The sequence below is a fragment of the Streptomyces sp. ICC1 genome (assembly GCF_003287935.1).
Taxonomy (GTDB): domain Bacteria; phylum Actinomycetota; class Actinomycetes; order Streptomycetales; family Streptomycetaceae; genus Streptomyces; species Streptomyces tritrimontium.
On record NZ_CP030287.1, the window covers coordinates 6,835,875 to 6,853,807 of the forward strand.

The 17,933-nt window shown below is 72.5% G+C and carries 19 protein-coding genes and 1 pseudogene; 12 read left to right on the top strand and 8 right to left on the bottom strand.

The window, feature by feature from the left end:
* Positions 1-5 precede the first annotated feature (5 nt).
* Positions 6-320, top strand: coding sequence for a hypothetical protein (locus tag DRB96_RS31985; RefSeq protein ID WP_112451599.1), 315 nt, complete (start codon positions 6-8; stop codon positions 318-320).
* A gap of 8 nt (positions 321-328) precedes the next feature.
* On the opposite strand, the gene DRB96_RS31990 is transcribed toward DRB96_RS31985, so the two are convergent.
* Positions 329-652, bottom strand: coding sequence for a plasmid stabilization protein (locus DRB96_RS31990; protein WP_112451600.1), 324 nt, complete (start codon positions 650-652; stop codon positions 329-331).
* Between the two features lie 79 nt (positions 653-731).
* Positions 732-1,220 carry a flavin reductase family protein gene (locus DRB96_RS31995; protein ID WP_112451601.1) on the bottom strand — a complete coding sequence of 163 codons (489 nt, stop codon included), beginning with the start codon at positions 1,218-1,220 and terminating at the stop codon, positions 732-734.
* A 178-nt stretch (positions 1,221-1,398) separates the two neighbouring features.
* On the opposite strand from DRB96_RS31995, the gene DRB96_RS32000 reads away from it, so the two are divergent.
* Together DRB96_RS32000 and DRB96_RS32005 are read left to right on the top strand one after the other, a co-directional pair.
* Positions 1,399-1,764, top strand: coding sequence for an STAS domain-containing protein (locus DRB96_RS32000; protein WP_112451602.1), 366 nt, complete (start codon positions 1,399-1,401; stop codon positions 1,762-1,764).
* A 13-nt stretch (positions 1,765-1,777) separates the two neighbouring features.
* The gene (locus DRB96_RS32005; protein WP_112451603.1) at positions 1,778-2,254 is read left to right on the top strand and encodes an ATP-binding protein; all 477 of its coding nucleotides are present in this window, start codon (positions 1,778-1,780) and stop codon (positions 2,252-2,254) included.
* Positions 2,255-2,266: 12 nt separating this feature from the next.
* Here DRB96_RS32005 and DRB96_RS32010 read toward each other — a convergent pair whose 3' ends face one another.
* From DRB96_RS32010 to DRB96_RS32020, 3 genes are read right to left on the bottom strand one after another with little or no spacing between them, the layout of a single operon-like run.
* Positions 2,267-4,225 (bottom strand): PP2C family protein-serine/threonine phosphatase, encoded by a 1,959-nt coding sequence (locus tag DRB96_RS32010; RefSeq protein ID WP_239517784.1) that lies wholly within the window; start codon positions 4,223-4,225, stop codon positions 2,267-2,269.
* On the bottom strand, positions 4,225-4,683 hold the full coding sequence (locus DRB96_RS43940) for a hypothetical protein (protein WP_204358129.1): 459 nt from the start codon (positions 4,681-4,683) through the stop codon (positions 4,225-4,227). Before DRB96_RS43940 ends, DRB96_RS32010 begins: the two co-directional genes overlap by 1 nt.
* Positions 4,680-5,204: a hypothetical protein gene (locus tag DRB96_RS32020; protein WP_162688799.1), complete on the bottom strand. Its 525-nt coding sequence runs from the start codon at positions 5,202-5,204 to the stop codon at positions 4,680-4,682. The genes DRB96_RS43940 and DRB96_RS32020 overlap by 4 nt, the downstream gene beginning before the upstream one ends.
* Before the next feature lie 90 nt (positions 5,205-5,294).
* On the opposite strand from DRB96_RS32020, the gene DRB96_RS32025 reads away from it, so the two are divergent.
* The 3 genes from DRB96_RS32025 to DRB96_RS32035 are packed head-to-tail and all read left to right on the top strand — an operon-like array spanning position 5,295 to position 8,146.
* Positions 5,295-6,014: a response regulator transcription factor gene (locus tag DRB96_RS32025; RefSeq protein WP_204357861.1), complete on the top strand. Its 720-nt coding sequence runs from the start codon at positions 5,295-5,297 to the stop codon at positions 6,012-6,014.
* Positions 6,011-7,267 (top strand): ATP-binding protein, encoded by a 1,257-nt coding sequence (locus DRB96_RS32030; RefSeq protein ID WP_112451605.1) that lies wholly within the window; start codon positions 6,011-6,013, stop codon positions 7,265-7,267. The genes DRB96_RS32025 and DRB96_RS32030 overlap by 4 nt, the downstream gene beginning before the upstream one ends.
* Before the next feature lie 33 nt (positions 7,268-7,300).
* Positions 7,301-8,146, top strand: a complete 846-nt coding sequence (locus DRB96_RS32035; protein ID WP_239516411.1) for a hypothetical protein — start codon at positions 7,301-7,303, stop codon at positions 8,144-8,146.
* Here the strand turns inward: DRB96_RS32035 and DRB96_RS32040 are convergent.
* The 3 genes from DRB96_RS32040 to DRB96_RS32050 all read right to left on the bottom strand — a co-directional run bounded on the left by DRB96_RS32040 (position 8,118) and on the right by DRB96_RS32050 (position 9,602).
* The gene (locus tag DRB96_RS32040) at positions 8,118-8,867 is read right to left on the bottom strand and encodes a hypothetical protein (protein WP_204357862.1); all 750 of its coding nucleotides are present in this window, start codon (positions 8,865-8,867) and stop codon (positions 8,118-8,120) included. The two genes, DRB96_RS32035 and DRB96_RS32040, sit on opposite strands and share 29 nt — an antisense overlap.
* Before the next feature lie 70 nt (positions 8,868-8,937).
* Positions 8,938-9,333, bottom strand: a complete 396-nt coding sequence (locus DRB96_RS32045; protein WP_112451606.1) for a PIN domain-containing protein — start codon at positions 9,331-9,333, stop codon at positions 8,938-8,940.
* On the bottom strand, positions 9,330-9,602 hold the full coding sequence (locus DRB96_RS32050) for a hypothetical protein (protein WP_112451607.1): 273 nt from the start codon (positions 9,600-9,602) through the stop codon (positions 9,330-9,332). Before DRB96_RS32050 ends, DRB96_RS32045 begins: the two co-directional genes overlap by 4 nt.
* Before the next feature lie 168 nt (positions 9,603-9,770).
* Between DRB96_RS32050 and DRB96_RS32055 the strand changes: the two genes are divergently transcribed.
* The 6 genes and pseudogenes from DRB96_RS32055 (at position 9,771) to DRB96_RS32080 (ending at position 17,789) form a co-directional block, all read left to right on the top strand.
* Complete coding sequence (locus tag DRB96_RS32055; RefSeq protein ID WP_204357863.1) at positions 9,771-10,718, top strand: LLM class F420-dependent oxidoreductase; 948 nt, start codon at positions 9,771-9,773, stop codon at positions 10,716-10,718.
* 25 nt (positions 10,719-10,743) lie between these two features.
* A complete protein-coding gene (locus DRB96_RS32060) occupies positions 10,744-11,538 on the top strand; it encodes a glucose 1-dehydrogenase (RefSeq protein ID WP_112451608.1) in 795 nt (264 codons plus the stop codon).
* A gap of 139 nt (positions 11,539-11,677) precedes the next feature.
* The gene (locus tag DRB96_RS32065) at positions 11,678-12,799 is read left to right on the top strand and encodes an LLM class flavin-dependent oxidoreductase (protein WP_112451609.1); all 1,122 of its coding nucleotides are present in this window, start codon (positions 11,678-11,680) and stop codon (positions 12,797-12,799) included.
* A gap of 341 nt (positions 12,800-13,140) precedes the next feature.
* A pseudogene (locus tag DRB96_RS32070) lies at positions 13,141-14,773 on the top strand (amidohydrolase family protein).
* Positions 14,770-16,425 carry an aldehyde dehydrogenase family protein gene (locus DRB96_RS32075; protein WP_239517785.1) on the top strand — a complete coding sequence of 552 codons (1,656 nt, stop codon included), beginning with the start codon at positions 14,770-14,772 and terminating at the stop codon, positions 16,423-16,425. The pseudogene DRB96_RS32070 and the gene DRB96_RS32075 overlap by 4 nt, the downstream one beginning before the upstream one ends.
* Complete coding sequence (locus DRB96_RS32080; protein WP_112453947.1) at positions 16,404-17,789, top strand: cystathionine beta-synthase; 1,386 nt, start codon at positions 16,404-16,406, stop codon at positions 17,787-17,789. Before DRB96_RS32075 ends, DRB96_RS32080 begins: the two co-directional genes overlap by 22 nt.
* Positions 17,790-17,933: the final 144 nt, after the last annotated feature.

Here is a 17,933-nt window from a genome sequence, read left to right on the forward strand (position 1 = left end):
GCGCGATGGACGGATCCGAGCTCTCCCGGCAGGAACGGATGATCCTCCACGGCATCGAGTCGGAGCTGCGCGCCGACCAGCTCCTGGACCGCAGGCTCCGTAGGCTGCGCCGCGGGATCCTGCCCTGGGCGTTCTCCTGGTCCTCGGCCCGGTCCTCCGCCGCCTGGGCGTCCCCGGGGAGCTGGACCCGCCGCCACCGGGTCGGCCTGTGCGCCTGGCTGCTCTGCGCCGCCTGCGCGACCCTGCTCGGGTGCGCCGCCGCCACCTCGTCTCCCCCGCTGATCTGGGCCTTCGACGACGGCGCGCGCGGGGAACGCTGAGACCGGCTTCAGCGGCCGAGCTCGCGCTTCAGTGCTGCCTTGTCCATGGAGGAGCGGCCGTGCAGGTTGCGGCGCCGGGCCTCCGCGTAGAGCTGGTCGTACGTCGGCCCCCGCGCGCCCTGGTGGGAGCGCCGGCCGCCGCGCTCCGCCGAGGACATGTCCTCGATCGAGCTCCTGCTGGCCGTCTTGGACTCCCCCGCTCGGGCCCGTTCCTTGTTGACGGTCCGTGCGGCGATCTCCTTCGCCACCTCGGCGCTCTCTCCGCGCTTCTCGGCGCTCTCCTTGATGTGCTCGTACTGGCGTTCACGCTTGGGGCTGGAACCGCGGGGCATGGTCACCCACTCCTTCTCCGAGGTGGTACGGACAGGTCTGTGGGCGCCTACCCGCGGCTCCGCTTCCTAGTCCCGGCGGTCAGGCCGCGTGGCCGGCCTTCAGGTCGCACACGTCGCCGTAGCGGAGCGGCCGGGGCTCCGGGCCCCCGGCGGGTCCGGACGCCTCGGTGGGCGCCAGCAGGAAGCCCACGTGGTCCCCGCCCTCGATCCGCTCCTCGATCCGGCCGGTGAACCAGGTCCGGACCCCGGCGAGCACCGGCCCGCCCGCCTTCCCGGGGCGCCAGTCGACGCGCGCGAACTTGTCCACCCGGTCGCCCGTCTCGCCGCCGAAGAGCTCCGCGAGCTCCCGCTGCCCGTGGCTCAGCGCGTGCACGGTCAGGTCCGAGGCTCCGCGCGCGACCCGGTAGGTGCGGTTCTCGACGGACAGCCACACCACGAACCGGGGCGGATCGATCGAGCACTGCGAGGCGAACCCCACCAGGCAGCCCGCCCGCTCCCCGTCGGCCGCGACGGTGACGACGTACATCGGGGCGTCGAACCCGCCTCCGAAGGGATCCCGCTCCGCCATGACGACTCCTTCCGACCGTGACCCGGGCGCCGGACCGTGCCGGTGCCGGTGCCATCTGGCGGCTACCCCCTCGCAGGACCCCAAACCCGGCGGCGGGGAATCACCGCCGGGTTTGGGGGCCTGCGAGGGGGTAGGCGCGGTGTGTCCGGATCGGAAGACCGCCCGAAGGGGGTGTGTGATGGCGACGGCTGACGAAGACCGCTTCGCGGTCGAAGTACGGCCCGTCGCGGGGGCCACCGTCCTGGCACTGGCCGGGGAGCTCGACCACGATACGGCCGGGCCCTTGCGGGAGGCGCTCGAAGCCGCCCGGGCAGGCGGCAGGCAGCGGCTGCTCGTCGATTTCAGCAGGCTCGACTTCTGCGATTCCACCGGGTTGAACGTGCTGCTGCGCAACCGGCTCGCGGTACGGGAATCCGGTGGCAGCCTCGAACTGATCGGCCTCCACCAGCCGATAGAGCGGATGTTCCACATCACCGGCGCGGACGGGCTCTTCCCGCTCCACACCGATGTGGAGGCGGCGCTGGCACATCACCGGCCCGCGTAGCGGAGGAGGAGCGATGACTGAGCGCCGGCCACCGGAACGGACCCGGCGCCTGGTACTGCACGACACCGCGGACGTCGTCACCCGATGCCGCGACTTCACCCGCCGGGCCCTGGCCGAGTGGCAGTGGCTGCCGGAGGCCGGGAGCGGAAACGGGAGGGTGGCCGGGAACGGAACCGTCAGGGGCCGAGCGGACGAGGCCGCCGAGGACGCCCTGCTGATGGTGTCCGAAGTGGTGGCCAATGCCCGCATGCACGCGGGCGGGCCGACATCGCTGCTGCTGCGCCGCACGGACCGGGGGCTGCGCATCGAGGTGACCGACGGGAGCCCGGTCACGCCGGCCGTCAGGCTCCCGCCCGACCCGACCCGGCCCGGAGGCCACGGGCTGCTCATCGTGGAGCGGCTGGCCCGGGCGTGGGGGTCGGAGCCCGTGGACGGCGGGAAGTGCGTATGGCTGGAGCTCGACGCGCCGCCGGCCCGCAGGCCGGGCTGAGCCCCTCCCCGGTCAGGGCCGACGGCGGGCGGTGTCGGCATCGGGGGCGTCTTCGGGGACGTGGATGTCCAGCGCGCAGATGTCGTCGCGGTTGCCCGTGCACAGCGCGGCCAGCATCCGGGCGAGGGATTCGCCGCGGCCCTCGCGCAGGAGCCGCACCGTGGCCGCGGCGAGCCGGTCGAGTCCGGTCCCGATGTCCTCACCGGGCTCCTCCACGAGTCCGTCGGTGTACAGCAGCAGGTGGTCGCCGGGCAGCAGGTCGATGACGGCCCGCCCGTAGGAGGCTTCGGAGGAGGCGCCCAGCAGGCTGCCCCGGGGCTGTTCGAGGAAGGCCGCCCGGCCCCCGCGGACCAGCAGGGGCGGCAGGTGTCCGGCCCGGACCCAGACCAGGCGCCGGTCCCAGGGCTGGTAGCGGGCCATGACCATGGTGGCCGTGGCGGTGGCGGAGGGGTCCGAAGCGGTGTGGAGCAGCAGGGTGTTGAGCCGGCGCAGGACGTCGGGGAGGGCCGAGCCGGTGATCGCCATGCCCTTGGTGGTGAACCGCAGCTGGGCCATGGTGCCCACGGCCGCCAGTCCGTGGCCGGCGACGTCTCCGACGACGAACAGGGCGCTCCCGTCGGGGAGTTCGATGGCGCTGTACCAGTCGCCCCCGACGTTGATCCCACTGTCGGAGGGGACGTAGGCGACGTCGACGCACAGGCCGGCCAGCTCCAGGGACTGCTCGGGGATCGGCAGCAGCGTGTCCTGGAGGCGTGCGGCGAGCGCCCGTTCGGCCTGGAGCATGCCCCGCTGGAGGAGGACGGCGCGCTCGCTCTCGCGCAGCGCGAGTTCGACGTCGTGCTGTGCGGTGAGGTCCTGGAAGAAGCCGTGCACCTCGACCGGGGTGCCGTCGGCGTCCGTCAGGGCCTCGGCGACGATCCGCAGGTGGCGCACGCCGTGTGCGGTGGCGATCCGGAACGGCTGGTCGACGGGCTCGCCCTCGCCCAGCAGCCGCCGGATGGCCTCGCCCAGGACCGGGAGGTCCTCGGGGAGGAGGTGGCGGGGCAGCTCCTCCCAGGTCATCGGCCCCTCCCGGGGGTCGCGGTCGAAGACGGCGTAGACCTGGTCGGACCAGGTGACGGTGTCCGTCACCAGGTCCCAGCCCACCCAGCCGAGGCTGCCCAGCCGCTGCATGTCGGCCAGCCGCCGCGCCTCTCGCTCGCCGGTGTCGTGGCGGATCCAGGACACGACGAGGCGGTCCGCGAGCCTGGACGCCCGGACCGAGTAGACGGACCGGCGCGGGAGGCCGGCGACCACCTCCTCGTAGGTGAAGGGCTCTCCCTCGTACGCGGTTCCCGTGGTGAGCGTGTCCAGGTACCCGTCCCACAGCGCGGTGCCCGCCACGGTCGGGTACGTCTCCAGGACCCGGCGGCCCACGAGCTCCTTGCCGCGCCGCCCGGCCACGTCCACCGACTCGGGCGCCGCCGCGTCGATGCGGTAGTCCTCCACCTCGCCGGTCGGCGAGCGCAGCGGGGTGAGCAGGATCGCGGACCCGGCCAGCGCTTCCAGGATCCGCTGGACGGACGTCGCCTCGGCGCCCGCCCCGTCGGCGTCGCCGGGCCGCTCCGGGGCTCCCAGCGGGCCCGCGCACAGCCGGGCCGCCCGGCGCAGCAGCGCCCGGGTGTCGGCCGCGAAGGGGAACGGATGCGCGCGCAGGAACCCGATGGCCGCTCGCGGGGGGCCGTCGCCGTCGCCCGGTACGGGGAGCCACGCGCGCGCGGGCCAGCGGTCCGGCGGGTCCCCGATCAGGAGGTAGCGCCGGGCGTCCTGGGCGGGGTCCTCCAGCCACAGGGCGCGGCGCCCGGCGATGGCCTCGTGGGCGGCGATGCCGGTGAGCGGGGGGACGCGGCGCCACCGCTCGGCCAGGGCCTCGTCGATGCCGGCGCTGCCGGTGAGCTCCAGGCTGCCGGCGGCGGTCAGGGAGTAGATCATCACGGCGTCCAGGTCGGCGGGCCCGCCGAGTACGGTCCGCAGCAGCTCGGCGATGCCGTCGCCGTCGTGCGCCGCCGCCAGGCCCTCGGCGAGCCGGCCCGGGAGCGAGCGCAGCGCGGCGTCGCCGTGGCGGCCGCGGACGGGACGGCGCGGGGGGTACGGGCGCCCCCCGCCCCGGGGGCGCCCGTACCGCCTCCACCGCCCTGGCCCGCGCCCGCGCCCGCGCCCGCCGCGTTGAGCTTGTGCTCCTTGTCGTACCCGAGCGTCCCGTCCACCTTGAGGCCGGAGCTCAGGTCGCCGCGCGTGACCGGGGCCGTGGAGTCCGGCGCGCCGTTCGCCCGCTGGTCCTTCGCGTCCTTGCCGTCCGTCCCCGCCTGCGCGGTGACCACGTACCCGCCGCCCGAGACGGCGAGTACGACGGCCAGCGAGGCCATGAGCCATGTGCCGCGCTTGCTCACTTGTCCTCGCTGCACTTGTTCAGCTGCGCCATGAACTTGTCCTTGTCGGCCCCCTCGGGGAGCGAGACCCCGGTCCGCGCGTTCCCGTTGAACTCCGGGTCCGGCATGTCGAAGCCGTTGTCGCGCATGCACTTGGCCTGGGCGAGCGCCTTGTCCTTCTCCGCCTGGGATATCTCGCCGCCGGATCCCGGGCCCTTCATCCCGCACTTCTCCATGGCCTTCTGCAGCGCCTCCTGGTCCTCACCGGCGCCCAGGGTCATGCCGCGCGGGTCCTCGCCCGGCTTGGGGTCGGGGGCGTCGATGCCGTTGTCGCGCAGGCACTTGCGCATCTTGAGGGCGTTGTCGGCGTCCGCACCGCTGCTGCTGCCGCCGTTGCCACCGTTGCCGCCGGCCGAGCCGGCGGAGTCCTTCTTCTCGTCCTTCGTGCCCTCGGAGCCGCCCAATCCGCCCGTGCAGGCGGTGACGAAGAGGGTCAGGCCGGTGAGGAGCGCGGCCGTGGTCATGGTCGTGGATCGCTTCATGGGCCCGAGCGTGCGCGAACAGCGGGTTTCGCTTCTCTAACGGCTCGTGCTTACAACGGCGAAATGCCCTTCTCGGGTAAAGAGGACGCCATGCGAGTTCTGGTGGTGGAGGACGAGGAGTTCCTCCGGGAGATGATCGCCGAGGGGCTGCGCGGCGACGCGCTCGCCGTCGACGAGGCGGGCGACGGCCTGGAGGCCCTGCGGCGCCTGCGCCTGGGCGCGTACGACGTCCTCGTCCTGGACCGCGACCTGCCCGGCCTGCACGGCGACGAGGTCTGCCGCCAAGTGGTGCGCGACCGGCTGCCGACCCGCGTCCTGATGCTGACGGCCTCGGGGACCGTACGGGAACGGGTGGAGGGCCTGGGCCTGGGCGCCGACGACTACCTCACCAAGCCCTTCGCCTACGACGAGCTCCTCGCCCGCGTCCTGGCCCTGGGCCGGCGCGTCCAGCCGGCCCTGCCGCCGGTGCTGGAGGGCGCGGGCGTCGCCGTCGACGTCGCGCGGCGCACCGCGACCCGGGAGGGGCGCAGGCTCGCGCTCTCGCGCAAGGAGTTCGCGGTGCTGGAGGCGCTGCTGCGGGCCGAGGGCGCCGTCCTCAGCAACGACGACCTGATCGAGCAGGTGTGGGAGGAGGACACGTCCTACAGCACCAACGCGGTACGGGTCACGCTGAGCAAGCTGCGCGCCAAGCTGGGGGAGCCGCCGCTGATCGAGACCGTGCCCGGGTCCGGCTACCGGATCGAGCAGAGCGACCGGACCGACCGGACCGGCCGGAGCGACCAGAGCGACCGGAGCGGTGATCCGCGATGAGAGCAGTGCTCCGATCCGAGCGCGCCCGTCTCACCGCCCTCTACGGCTCCCTGCTGCTCCTGGCCGGCGGCGGGCTGATCGCCCTGATCAACATCCTGCTCCGCAACGGCCTCTACACCCGCATCAGCGGGGCCGTCGCGACCACCAAGGTGCTCCTGCCGGACTCCCAGGCGACCGTGGTCCCGGGACATCAGCTCCCCGTCCCCGCCGAGAAGATCGGCCCCGGCGTCACCCCGACCCCCGAGCAGCTCGCCACCTGGAAGGCCACCCAGGAGCTGACCAACCGCGTGGAACAGGCCACCCTCCACGAACTGCTGATCGTCTCCCTCGTCGCCCTCGTGGTCTTCGCCATGCTCTCCATCTGGCTCGCCTGGTGGATGGCCGGCCGCGTCCTGCGCCCGGTGAGCGTCATCACCGAGACCGCCCGCCGCCTCTCCGGCGCCAACCTCCACGAGCGGATCGGCCTCAAGGCCCCGCCCGGGGAACTCAAGCGCCTCGCCGACACGTTCGACGGCATGCTCGACCGGATGGAGGACCTGGTCGGCGCGCAGCGGCGGTTCGCCGCGAACGCCGCCCACGAGCTGCGCACCCCGCTCGCCGTCCAGCGGGCGGCCGCCGAGATCGGGCTGGCCGGGGACCCGCCGCCGGAGAAGGTGGCCCGGATCCGGGCCAAGCTGATCGACGTCGCGGACTCCAGCCGGCACCTCGTGGAGTCGCTGCTCCTGCTCGCGGTCTCGGAGGAGGGGCTGGAGGTCGCGGAGCCGGTGGACCTGTCAGCGCTCGCCGCCTCGGAGCTGGCGGCCGTCGAACTCGCGGCCGCGGAGGGGACGGCCCCTCAGGACCTGGCCGTCGTACGGGACCTCGTGCCGCTGACCGTCACGGGCGACCGGACGCTCCTGGGCCACCTGGTGCGCAATCTGCTGGCCAATGCCGTACGTCACAACCGCGCGGGCGGCCGCCTGGAGGTGGAGACCTCCGCCGACGGGGTGCTGACCGTGTCCAACACCGGTCCGGTGATCGACCCCGAGGACGTTCCGCGGCTGCTGGAGCCGTTCCGGCGGCGCGCGGAGCGGCAGCACACCGCAGGTGAGGGCGCCGGGTTGGGTCTCTCGATCGTCGCGTCGATCGCCCGGGCCCACGGCGCGGAGCTGACGGCGCGGGCCAATCCGCGGCCGGGCGGCGGGCTGACGGTCCGGGTCTGGTTCCCGGAGGACGGCGCCGTGCGGGAAACGCCCGGGAGCCCGACCGGTTAACGAATCGAAGATCGGCTGTGTACGGTCGGGTCAATGAGCAAGCACGCCCGAGCCGGCTCCCGACCGTCCCGTCCGCCCCGCCCTTCGCGCGCGGGCGGTGCGCGCCGCGCCGCCCGCGACTCCCGCCCCGCGCGTCCGATCGCGGCGGCGGCCGCCCTCGGCCTGCTCGGTTTCGGCGCGGGCTGGGTGTACCTGGCCCACGATCCGCCGGCCAATGCCGCCGCGCGGGCCGTGGCCGACGCCCGCCCGCAGGCCGCCGAGCGTGCCGCGCGCGGTGTGGAGCGCGACGGCCTGCAGGGCCTGCGGGGGATCAGCGAGGAGACCCGCGCGAAGATCCCGGCGGACGCCCGCCAGCTGATCCTCGTCACGGGCAAGGCGGCGGACTCCTCGGAGTCCACGGCGGCCCTGTACACGCGTCCGGTGGCCGGGGCCGACTGGGCGAAGAGCGCGGAGTGGCCCGCGCGCAACGGGGCCAAGGGCTGGTCCGCGGAGCGGACGGTCGGGGACCTGACCTCCCCCGAGGGCGTGTTCGCGCTCACCGACGCGGGCGGGCTGCTGGCGAAGCCGGAGGGCACGAAGTTCCCGTACGACCGCAGTCGTTCCTTCGTCGCCTCGGGGCGCGGGGTGGAGGGCGAGTCCCTCGCGGGCTCCTTCGACTACGTGGTCGCGATCGACTACAACCGCAAGCCGGGCACCTCGCCGCTCGACCCGACGAAGCCGGAGGGCGAGGCCAAGGGCGGCAACATCTGGCTCCACGTGGACCACGACGGGCCCTCGCAGGGCTGCGTGGGCATCCCGAAGGACGCGATGAAGAAGATCCTGGAGACCCTCGACCCGGCGGCGAAGCCGGTCATCGTGATGGGCCCGCCGGACTTCTGAGCACGGGCTCGCCGCTGCCACCGCTGCCACCACTGTCACTGCCACCCCTGCTGCCGCCGATCCCGCTGCCGACGGCCGGCCCGCCGTCCGCGAGCCCGCCGGCCGCCGCCCCGCGGCCCGCCGGGTCCCAGGCCAGCAGGGCGACGTACGCGAGGTCGAAGACGGCGCACAGCACCCCCAGGCCGAGGATGAACGGCGCGTCCTCGAGCACCCCGAAGAGGAAGGTCGGCGCGAGCGTGCCGACCCACTTGGCCACGGCGATGACGAGCGACTGCCCGTGCCGGCCGCGCCGGCTCGCGTAGAGGGCGATGAACAGCCCGGACATCAGCAGGTTCTGCAGGAACGCCGCGTAGCGGCTCGCCCCGTGCGAGCCGAAGTGGGCGAGGAAGAGCCACTGCACGGCGAAGGCGCTCGCGAAGAGGAGCACGCTCCACACGGCGAACAGCGGCCGGGTCACGAAGCGGGGCAACTCGGCCCGCCCGTAGCGCAGATACGTGTACACGATGACGATGTCGGCCACGGCCCACACCACGTTGACGACGCCCTGGGCCGAGAGGCCGGTGCGCAGGTCGTTGACGGCGTACGTCGATTCCCAGGCGAAGTTGAGCGCGAGCGCGGCGACGGGCATCGCGTAGGTCCGCTCCCGCAACCCCACCCGGATCGATTCCACGTACACGACGGTCCACGCCACCCCGCTGACCAGGGTCAGAAATAGATCCACGCGCGGCACCCTAACGGGCGCCCCCGCAGGGTGACACCCCTGCGGGCCGCCGTCAGGGCCCCCCGCCCCGTCAGATCCTGACGACGCGGATCCGTTTTCCGCACAGAGCGGTCAGGTCGTCGGGATCCGACGTCAACAGGGTGACGGGTTCGGGCTGGTCGAGGGCGGTCGCTGCCACGATGGCGTCCAGGGCGTACTTGTGTCCGTGCAGCCCGGCGGCGGCGGCGAGCAGCTTGCTCGCGTGCCGGACGATGGCCTCGCTCGGCGGGACGATGTTCACGCGGGAGACCGCATAGTCGAAGCGGGCCTGGTGCACCCGGGGGTCACGAGCCTCGACGAGGGTGACTGCGCTGATGACCACCCGGATGTCCTCCGCTTCTGCGGCCGTGAGCCAGTCCAGCAAGCCGGGGTCTTGGCGGACGAGCCGGGAGAGGCCTTCGCAGTCCAGGACCAGGGTCCCGGTCACGCGGCATCCGACGAGGCCGCTGCCCCGCCGCGCAAGATCGCTCGCTTCTCGTCGACCGCCGCTTGGTCGGCCGGCCCGTTCACGGCCTCGGAGTCCTCGATGAGTTCTCGGAGCCTGTCACGCTCCAGCTGTCGCTGAACGAGCGCCTCGATGTACGCGGACATGCCGCGCTTGCCGGTGCGGGCCTTGAGCGCGGCGATCGTCCCCTCGTGAAGCGAGACGGACACGGGCCGGGTCGGGCCCTCGCCGGGTGTGGGCTGGTCAGTCATGAGGCCATCATAACAAAACTCATGTTATTCGGCACGGGGGGCCGCGTCCGGGTCGGGGTGCTGCTTCCCGGGCCCGTCAACCCCTTGCCTGACGGACCGTCAGCTACGACGATGGCCCCCGACGTCGGTATGACGAATCGGCAGACGAGGACGAGGCGGGTACGGCCCATGGCGCGCGTGTTTCCGGAAGGTCGGCTGGTCTACGGGATGCAGCTCCCGATCCAGTCGCAGAGCACCATCTACGCCGAGCCCTGGGAGGCGACCGCCGGTGCGGCCGATCTCGCCGCGGTCGCGCGGGCGGCCGACCGGGCCGGGTTCGGCTACGTCGCCACCTGCGACCACGTCGCGATCCCGCGCCGCATGGCCGGCCCCATGAGCACCATCTGGTACGACCCGGTGGCCACGCTCTCCTTCCTGGCCGGGATCACCGAGAACGTGCGGCTGCTGAGCCACGTCGCGATCCTCGGCCTGCGCCACCCGCTGCTCAGCGCCAAGCAGTACGCCACCGTCGACCACCTCTCCGGCGGCCGGCTGATCCTCGGCGTCGGGGCCGGGCACGTGCAGGAGGAGTTCGAGGCCCTCGGCGTGGACTTCGCGCGCCGCGGGGCCGTCCTCGACGAGACCCTCGACGCGCTGCGGGCGGCCCTCGGGCCGGAGGAGTACCCGGAGTTCGAGGGCGAGCTGTTCTCCTTCAAGGACCTCGGGCAGCTGCCCCGGCCCGCCCAGGCGCGGATCCCCGTCTGGGTCGGCGGCTCCTCGCCCGCCGCGGTCCGGCGCGCCGCGGTGCGCGGCGACGGCTGGCTCCCGCAGGGCGACCCCCGCGACAAGCTCCCGGCGCAGATCGCCCGCATCAAGGAGCTCCGCGCCGAGGCCGGGGTCACCGGCCCCGTCGAGTTCGGCGCGATCACCGAGGCGCTCTACGTCGGCGAGCCCGGCTGGGACACCGGCCGGCGCACCCTCACCGGCAAGGCGGAGGCGCTCGCCGAGTCGCTGCGTGAGTACAAGGCGCTGGGCATCGACCAGATCCAGGTCCGCTTCCGCAACCGCGACCGCGCCGAACTCCTCGACCAGATCACGGCTTTCGGGTCCGAAGTGGGCCCTCTCCTCAACGACTAGCGACGAGATGCTTAGGGGCGAACACATGGGCAGGTCAGGCAGGCTGGACGGGCGCGTCGTCATCATCACCGGTGCGGCGCGCGGCCAAGGCGAGCAGGAAGCCCGCCTCTTCGCCTCCGAGGGCGCCAAGGTGCTCCTCGGGGACGTGCTGGACGAGCAGGGTGCGGCGGTGGCGAAGGACATCGGCGAGGACCGGGCCCGGTACGTGCGGATGGACGTGAGCCGGGAGGAGGACTGGGCGGCCGCCGTCGAGGCGGCGAAGGAGGCCTTCGGCCCGATCGACGGCCTGGTCAACAACGCGGGCATCCTGCGCTTCAACGAGCTGACCGCGACCCCGCTGGAGGAGTTCCAGCAGGTGGTCCAGGTCAACCAGGTCGGCGCGTTCCTCGGCATCAAGACCGTGGCTCCCGAGATCGAGGCGGCCGGCGGCGGCACGATCGTCAACACCTCCTCGTACACGGGCCTGACGGGCATGGCGTACGTCGGCACGTACGCGGCGACCAAGGCGGCGATCCTCGGCCTGACCCGGGTGGCCGCGTTGGAGCTGGCGGCGAAGAACATCCGGGTCAACGCGATGTGCCCGGGCGCGGTGGACACCCCGATGGCCACCCCCGGGCACGTGAATCCGGCGGACCTGCCCGAGGAGGCGCGCGAGGCCATGGCGGAGCTCTACAAGCGCGTGGTGCCGATGGGCCGGGTGGGGCAGCCGGAGGAGGTGGCGAAGCTGGCACTGTTCCTGACCAGCGAGGACTCCTCGTACATCACCGGTCAGCCGTTCGTGATCGACGGCGGCTGGATGGCGGGCGTGAGCATCCTGTGAGCCGCTCCCGACCGCCAAGGCGGCACGCCCTCCAGGTTATCTGATGGAGCGTCAGGTATTGACGCTCGCGCCCCACCGGTGGAACAGTCGTGGCATCGAATCTGACGCAACGTCAGAAACAAAAGGACGGTGAATCCCCTTGGAATTCGGGCTCTTTGTGCAGGGATACGTGCCTGAGGCGCGGTCCAAGGTCGACCCCGAGGCAGAGCACAAGGCGCTGATCGAGGAGACCGAGTACGTCATCCAGGCGGACAAGTCAGGCTTCAAGTACGCCTGGGCCTCCGAGCACCACTTCCTGGAGGAGTACTCGCACCTTTCGGCGAACGAGGTCTTCCTCGGGTACCTCGCCCACGCCACCGAGCGCATCCACCTCGGCTCCGGCATCTTCAACCCGCTCGCCCCGGTCAACCACCCGGTCAAGGTGGCCGAGAAGGTCGCCATGCTCGACCACCTCTCCAAGGGGCGCTTCGAGTTCGGCACCGGCCGCGGCGCCGGCAGCCACGAGATCCTCGGCTTCCTTCCCGGCATCGAGGACATGAACGGCACCAAGGAGATCTGGGAAGAGACCATCGCCGAGTTCCCCAAGATGTTCCTCCAGGAGGAGTACGAGGGGTTCCAGGGCAAGCACTGGTCGCTCCCGCCGCGCAAGATCTTCCCCAAGCCGTACGGCAAGGCCCACCCGGCCATGTGGTACGCCGCCGGCTCCCCCGCCTCGTACGCCATGGCCGCCAAGAAGGGCCTCGGAGTCCTCGGCTTCAGCGTCCAGAAGGTCTCCGACATGGCCTGGGTCCTGGACCAGTACAAGACCGCGATCCAGGAGGCGAAGGCGATCGGCGCCTTCGTCAACGACAACGTCATGGTCACCTCGACCGCGATCTGCGCCGAGACCCACGACAAGGCCGTCGAGATCGCCGTCAACGCCAACATGAACCGTTTCCAGTCGCTGGTCTTCCGCTACCACGACACCTTCCCGCGGCCCGAGGCCATCCCGCAGTGGCCCGAGACGCTCCCCGAGTACAACGCGGAGATCATCGAGCTCCTGATCGCCGAGGAGCTGCTGATCTGCGGCGACCCGTCCGAGGTCCGCGCGCAGTGCAAGCGCTGGGAGGAGGCCGGCGCCGACCAGCTCTCCTTCGGCCTGCCGACCGGCGTCTCGCCCGAGGACACGATGACCTCCATCAAGCTCATCGGCGAGCACGTCATCCCGCACATCGACACCGACCCGGTGCACCGCACCACGCGCTTCCGCGAAGGCGCCTAGCCCGCGGGGGAACGGGGGCGGCGTCTTCCCGGACCGCCGCCCCGCAACCGGCCCCGGCCGGAGTCACGCCGTGGCTGCGGCCGGCCCGGCGGACTCCGACCGGGGTCCCGGGCTGCGGCCCCGCAGGTGCGGCGCCGCTGCCGGGGGCCGGCCCCCGGACCCCCGCTCCTCAAACGCCGGAGGGGCTGGATGTGGCCTCCGGCGGCCCGCACGTGCGCGCAGCGCACCGCGTGGCCGGGCCGCCGGCCGGTGATTCCAGCCCCTCCGGCGTTTGAGGAGCGGGGTCCGGGGCGGAGCCCCAGGAGACGGCGCGCAACGCGAACACCGGCAGAGAGGACGTCATGCTCGACCACCTGATCAAGGGCGCCACCGTCGTGGACGGCACCGGCGCACCCGCCCGCGTGGCGGACGTCGGGATACGCGACGGCAGGATCGCCGTCATAGCCCCGCCGGGAACCGTCACCGAACCCGCCGCCACCAGCGAGGACGCCACCGGCCTCGTCCTGACCCCCGGGTTCATCGACCCCCACACCCACTACGACGCCCAGCTGCGCCGACTACACCCGCCGCATGATGAGCAAGGTCGAGGGCATGGCCCTGGCCGCCCTCGAAGAGGGCGTCGACTGGACCTGGTCCACCTTCGGCGAGTACCTCGACGCGCTCGACGGCCGCATCGCCGTCAACGCCGGCTTCATGGTCGGCCACTGCGCGCTGCGCCGGCACGTGATGGGCGAGGACGCCGTCGGCGGCCAGCCGACCGAAGAGCAGATGCAGGCGATGCTCGACCTGTTCCACGACGCCATGAACGCCGGCGCCTGGGGCCTGTCGACCACCCAGTCCTCCACCCACTCCGACGGATCCGGCGCTCCCGTCGCCTCCCGGCACGCCGCGCCCGCCGAGCTGATCGCCCTCTCCCAAGCGGTCTCCGAACACGAAGGCACCCAGCTCGAAGCCATCGTCGCGGGCTGCCTCGACCAGTTCGCCGACGAGGAGATCGACCTCTTCGTCGAGATGAGCGCGGCCGCCGGCCGGCCCCTGAACTGGAACGTCCTGACCATCGACGCCTCGGTCCCCGAGCGCGTGCCGCGCCAGCTGATCCCCAGCGAACGCGCCCGCAAGGCCGGCGGCCGCATCGTCGCCCTGACCATGCCGATCCTGACCCCCATGAACATGTCGCTCGGCACGTTCTGCGCCCTCAACCTCATCCCCGGCTGGGGCGAGATCCTCGCCCTGCCCGTCCCGGAGCGCATCGCCACGCTGCGCGACGCCGACGTACGGGCCGAGATGCTGCGCCGCGCGGCCAGCAAGGAGGCCGGGGTCTTCCGGCGCCTGGCCAACTTCGGGCGCTACGTCATCGGCGACACCTACAGCGAGGCGAACGCGGGCCTGTCCGGCCGCGTCGTCAACGACATCGCGGCCGAACGCGGGCAGGACGCCTTCCACTGCCTCGTGGAGATCTGCGCCAACGACGACCTGCGCACGGTGCTGTGGCCCATGCCCACCGACAACGACCCGGCGAGCTGGGCGCTGCGCGCCGAGACCTGGCAGCACGAGGACGTCATGCTCGGCGGCTCCGACGCCGGCGCGCACCTGGACCGCATGTGCGGGGCCCCGTACACGACCCGGTTCCTCGGCGACTGCCTGCGCGGCCGCAGGCTGGTGCCGCTGGAGCAGGCGGTACGGATGCTCACCGACGACCCGGCCCAGCTGTTCGGGCTGCGCGAGCGCGGCCGGATCACCGAGGGCTTCCACGCGGACCTGGTGCTCTTCGACCCGGAGCGGATCGAGGCCGGCCCGGCCACGCTCGTGCACGACCTGCCCGGGGACAGCCCGCGGCTGGACGCGCGGGCCATCGGCATGGTGTCGGTGCGCGTCAACGGAGTGGAGACCATCCGCGACGACGAGGTCACGGGGGCGATCCCCGGGATCGTGCTCCGATCGGGCCGGGACACGAGGACGGTGAGCACCCGATGAGCGCGACGCAGCCCCAGCGGCTCTACATCGGCGGCGAGTGGGTCGAGCCGGCCGGCGGCCACTACGAGGTGGTCAACCCGGCCGACGAGTCCGTCGTCGGCCTGGCACCCGAGGCCTCGCGCGCCCAGGTCGAGGACGCGGCGCGCGCCGCGGCCGAGGCCTTCGGCAGCTGGTCGCGGACGAGGCCGGAGGAGCGGGCCGCGATCCTGGACCGGGCCGCCGACATCATCCAGCGGGAGTACGAGCCCTGGTCGGCGCTCGCCCAGGCCGAGACGGGCGCCCCGACCGGGATCGCGCGCGGCATGCAGGTCGGCGTCGGGGTGGCGCGCTTCCGGCGGTACGCGAAGGGCGCGCTGGAGGCCGTCGAGCGCGGGCTGCCGCCGCAGGTCACCGACGCGGGCCCGATGGGCGCGGCGAGCATCCTCGGCGCGCTGGAGGTCCGCCAGCCGGTCGGGGTCGTCACCTGCATCACCTCGTACAACAACCCGTGGGCCAACCCGGCGGGCAAGGTGGCACCGGCGCTGGCCATGGGCAACACGGTGGTGGTCAAGCCGGCCCCGCAGGACCCGCTGTCGGTGTTCCGGATGGCGGACGCGCTGCACGAGGCCGGGGTCCCGGCGGGCGTGGTGAACGTGGTCTCGGGCACCTCGGTGGAGGTCGGCGAGGCGGCCGTGGACTCCCCGCACGTGGACATGGTGTCCTTCACCGGTTCCACGGGCGTCGGGCAGTCCATCGCCGAGGTCTGCGGCCGGACGATGAAGCGGCAGCTGATGGAGCTGGGCGGCAAGGGCGCGGCGATCGTCCTCGCGGACGCGGACCTGGACGCGGCCGTGATGGGGATCGGCACCACCTTCTCCTTCTACTCCGGGCAGATCTGCACGGCCCCGACCCGGGTGATCGTGCACCGGTCGGTGTACGAGCAGCTGGTCGAGAAGCTGACGGGCTACCTGGCCTTCATGAAGGTCGGGGATCCGGGGGTGCGCGGCACGGTGGTGGGCCCCGTCATCTCGGCGGCGCACCGCGACCGCGTGGAGTCGTACATCGAGCTGGGGAAGAAGGAGGGCGCGCGGATCGCCTTCGGCGGCGAGCGCCCGGTGGTCGGTACGGAAGGGAAGGGCTTCTACGTGGCCCCCACCCTCCTCGTCGACTGCACGAACGACATGCGGGTGGTGCGCGAGGAGATCTTCGGCCCGGTCGTCGTGGTCGTCCCGTTCGACGGAGCCGCCGGAGACGACGAAGAGGCGGTGGCGCTGGCCAACGACAGCGACTTCGGCCTGATCAGCTACGTGTGGTCCGGGGACTCGGCGCGCGCCTTCCGGGTGGCGCGCCGGCTGCGGGCGGGCGGGGTCGGTGTGAACACCATCGGGCGGAACATGGGGGCGCCGTTCGGCGGCTTCAAGCGACGAGCCCCAGCCCGCCCCCGCCGTACGCCGCGCCCGCCGCGATCCGGCGTGCCGTCCTCGCTCTGGACATCCTTCAAGCCACCTCCTCGCCCTCACGGCCGGTTCCCTGCGCTGTCCCCGTGTCCTGTGGACCTACCTGCCCTGTACTGCCGGTCGACCAATCCCTTTCCGCATAGTCTGGCGGTGCCTCCCGGAGAACCCGTGGAGTCCCCTCCTTGGAGAACATGGTGCAATTCCACGACTCGATGATCAGCCTCGTCGGCAACACCCCGCTGGTGAAGCTCAACCGTGTGACCGAAGGCCTGCAGGCCACCGTCCTTGCCAAGGTCGAGTACTTCAATCCCGGCGGCTCGGTGAAGGACCGCATCGCGGTCCGGATGATCGAGGCCGCCGAAGAGAGCGGAGCGCTCAAGCCCGGCGGCACCATCGTGGAGCCCACGAGCGGCAACACGGGTGTAGGACTCGCCATCGTGGCCCAGCAGAAGGGCTACAAGTGCATCTTCGTCTGTCCTGACAAGGTCTCGGCGGACAAGATCAACGTCATGCGCGCCTACGGTGCGGAGGTCGTGGTCTGCCCGACCGCCGTCGACCCCGAGCACCCGGACTCGTACTACAACGTGTCCGACCGCCTCGTGCGCGAGACGCCCGGCGCCTGGAAGCCCGACCAGTACAGCAACGCGAACAACTCGCGCTCGCACTACGAGACCACCGGTCCCGAGCTCTGGGAGCAGACCGAGGGGAAGATCACCCACTTCGTGGCCGGCGTCGGCACGGGCGGCACGATCTCCGGCACCGGCCGGTACCTCAAGGAGGCCTCCGACGGCCGCGTGAAGGTCATCGGTGCGGACCCCGAGGGCTCGGTCTACTCCGGCGGCTCGGGCCGCCCCTACCTCGTCGAGGGCGTCGGCGAGGACTTCTGGCCGACCGCCTACGACCCGAACGTGACCGACGAGATCATCGCGGTGTCCGACAAGGACTCCTTCCAGATGACCCGCCGCCTCGCCAAGGAGGAGGGCCTGCTCGTCGGCGGCTCCTGCGGCATGGCGGTCGTCGCCGCGCTGCGCGCCGCCGAGGGCCTGGGCCCGGACGACGTGGTCGTCGTCCTGCTCCCGGACAGCGGGCGCGGCTACATCAGCAAGATCTTCAACGACGAGTGGATGGCCGGGCACGGCTTCCTGGAGGACGCGGGCCCCTCCGCCCGCATCCGGGACGTGCTCGCGGACAAGGCGGGCGCCATCCCCTCCCTGGTCCACATGCACCCCGAGGAGACCGTCGGCGAGGCCATCGAGGTGCTGCGCGAATACGGCGTCTCGCAGATGCCGATCGTCAAGCCGGGCGCCGGCCACCCCGACGTGATGGCGGCCGAGGTCATCGGCTCGGTGGTCGAGAAGGAGCTGCTGGCGGCGCTGTTCGCCCAGCGCGCTTCCCTGGGCGACCCGTTGGAGAAGCACATGAGCGCCCCGCTGCCGCAGGTCGGCTCCGGCGAGCCGGTGTCCGAGCTGATGGCGGTGCTCGGCGAGGCGGACGCGGCGATCGTGCTGGTCGAGGGCAAGCCCACCGGTGTGGTGAGCCGTCAGGACCTGCTGGCGTTCCTGGCCAAGGGCGCCAAGTAGCCCTCGCGGGGCGGCGTGAGGGCGACGCGCAAACGGTACGGGCCCGACACGTGGCGGCAGCACCCGCTTAACACGACTCCGGCACAGTGGTGGTTGTCGGCAGGGAAGCCCGGGAAACCGGGACCGGCCGGCACCACGAACGGC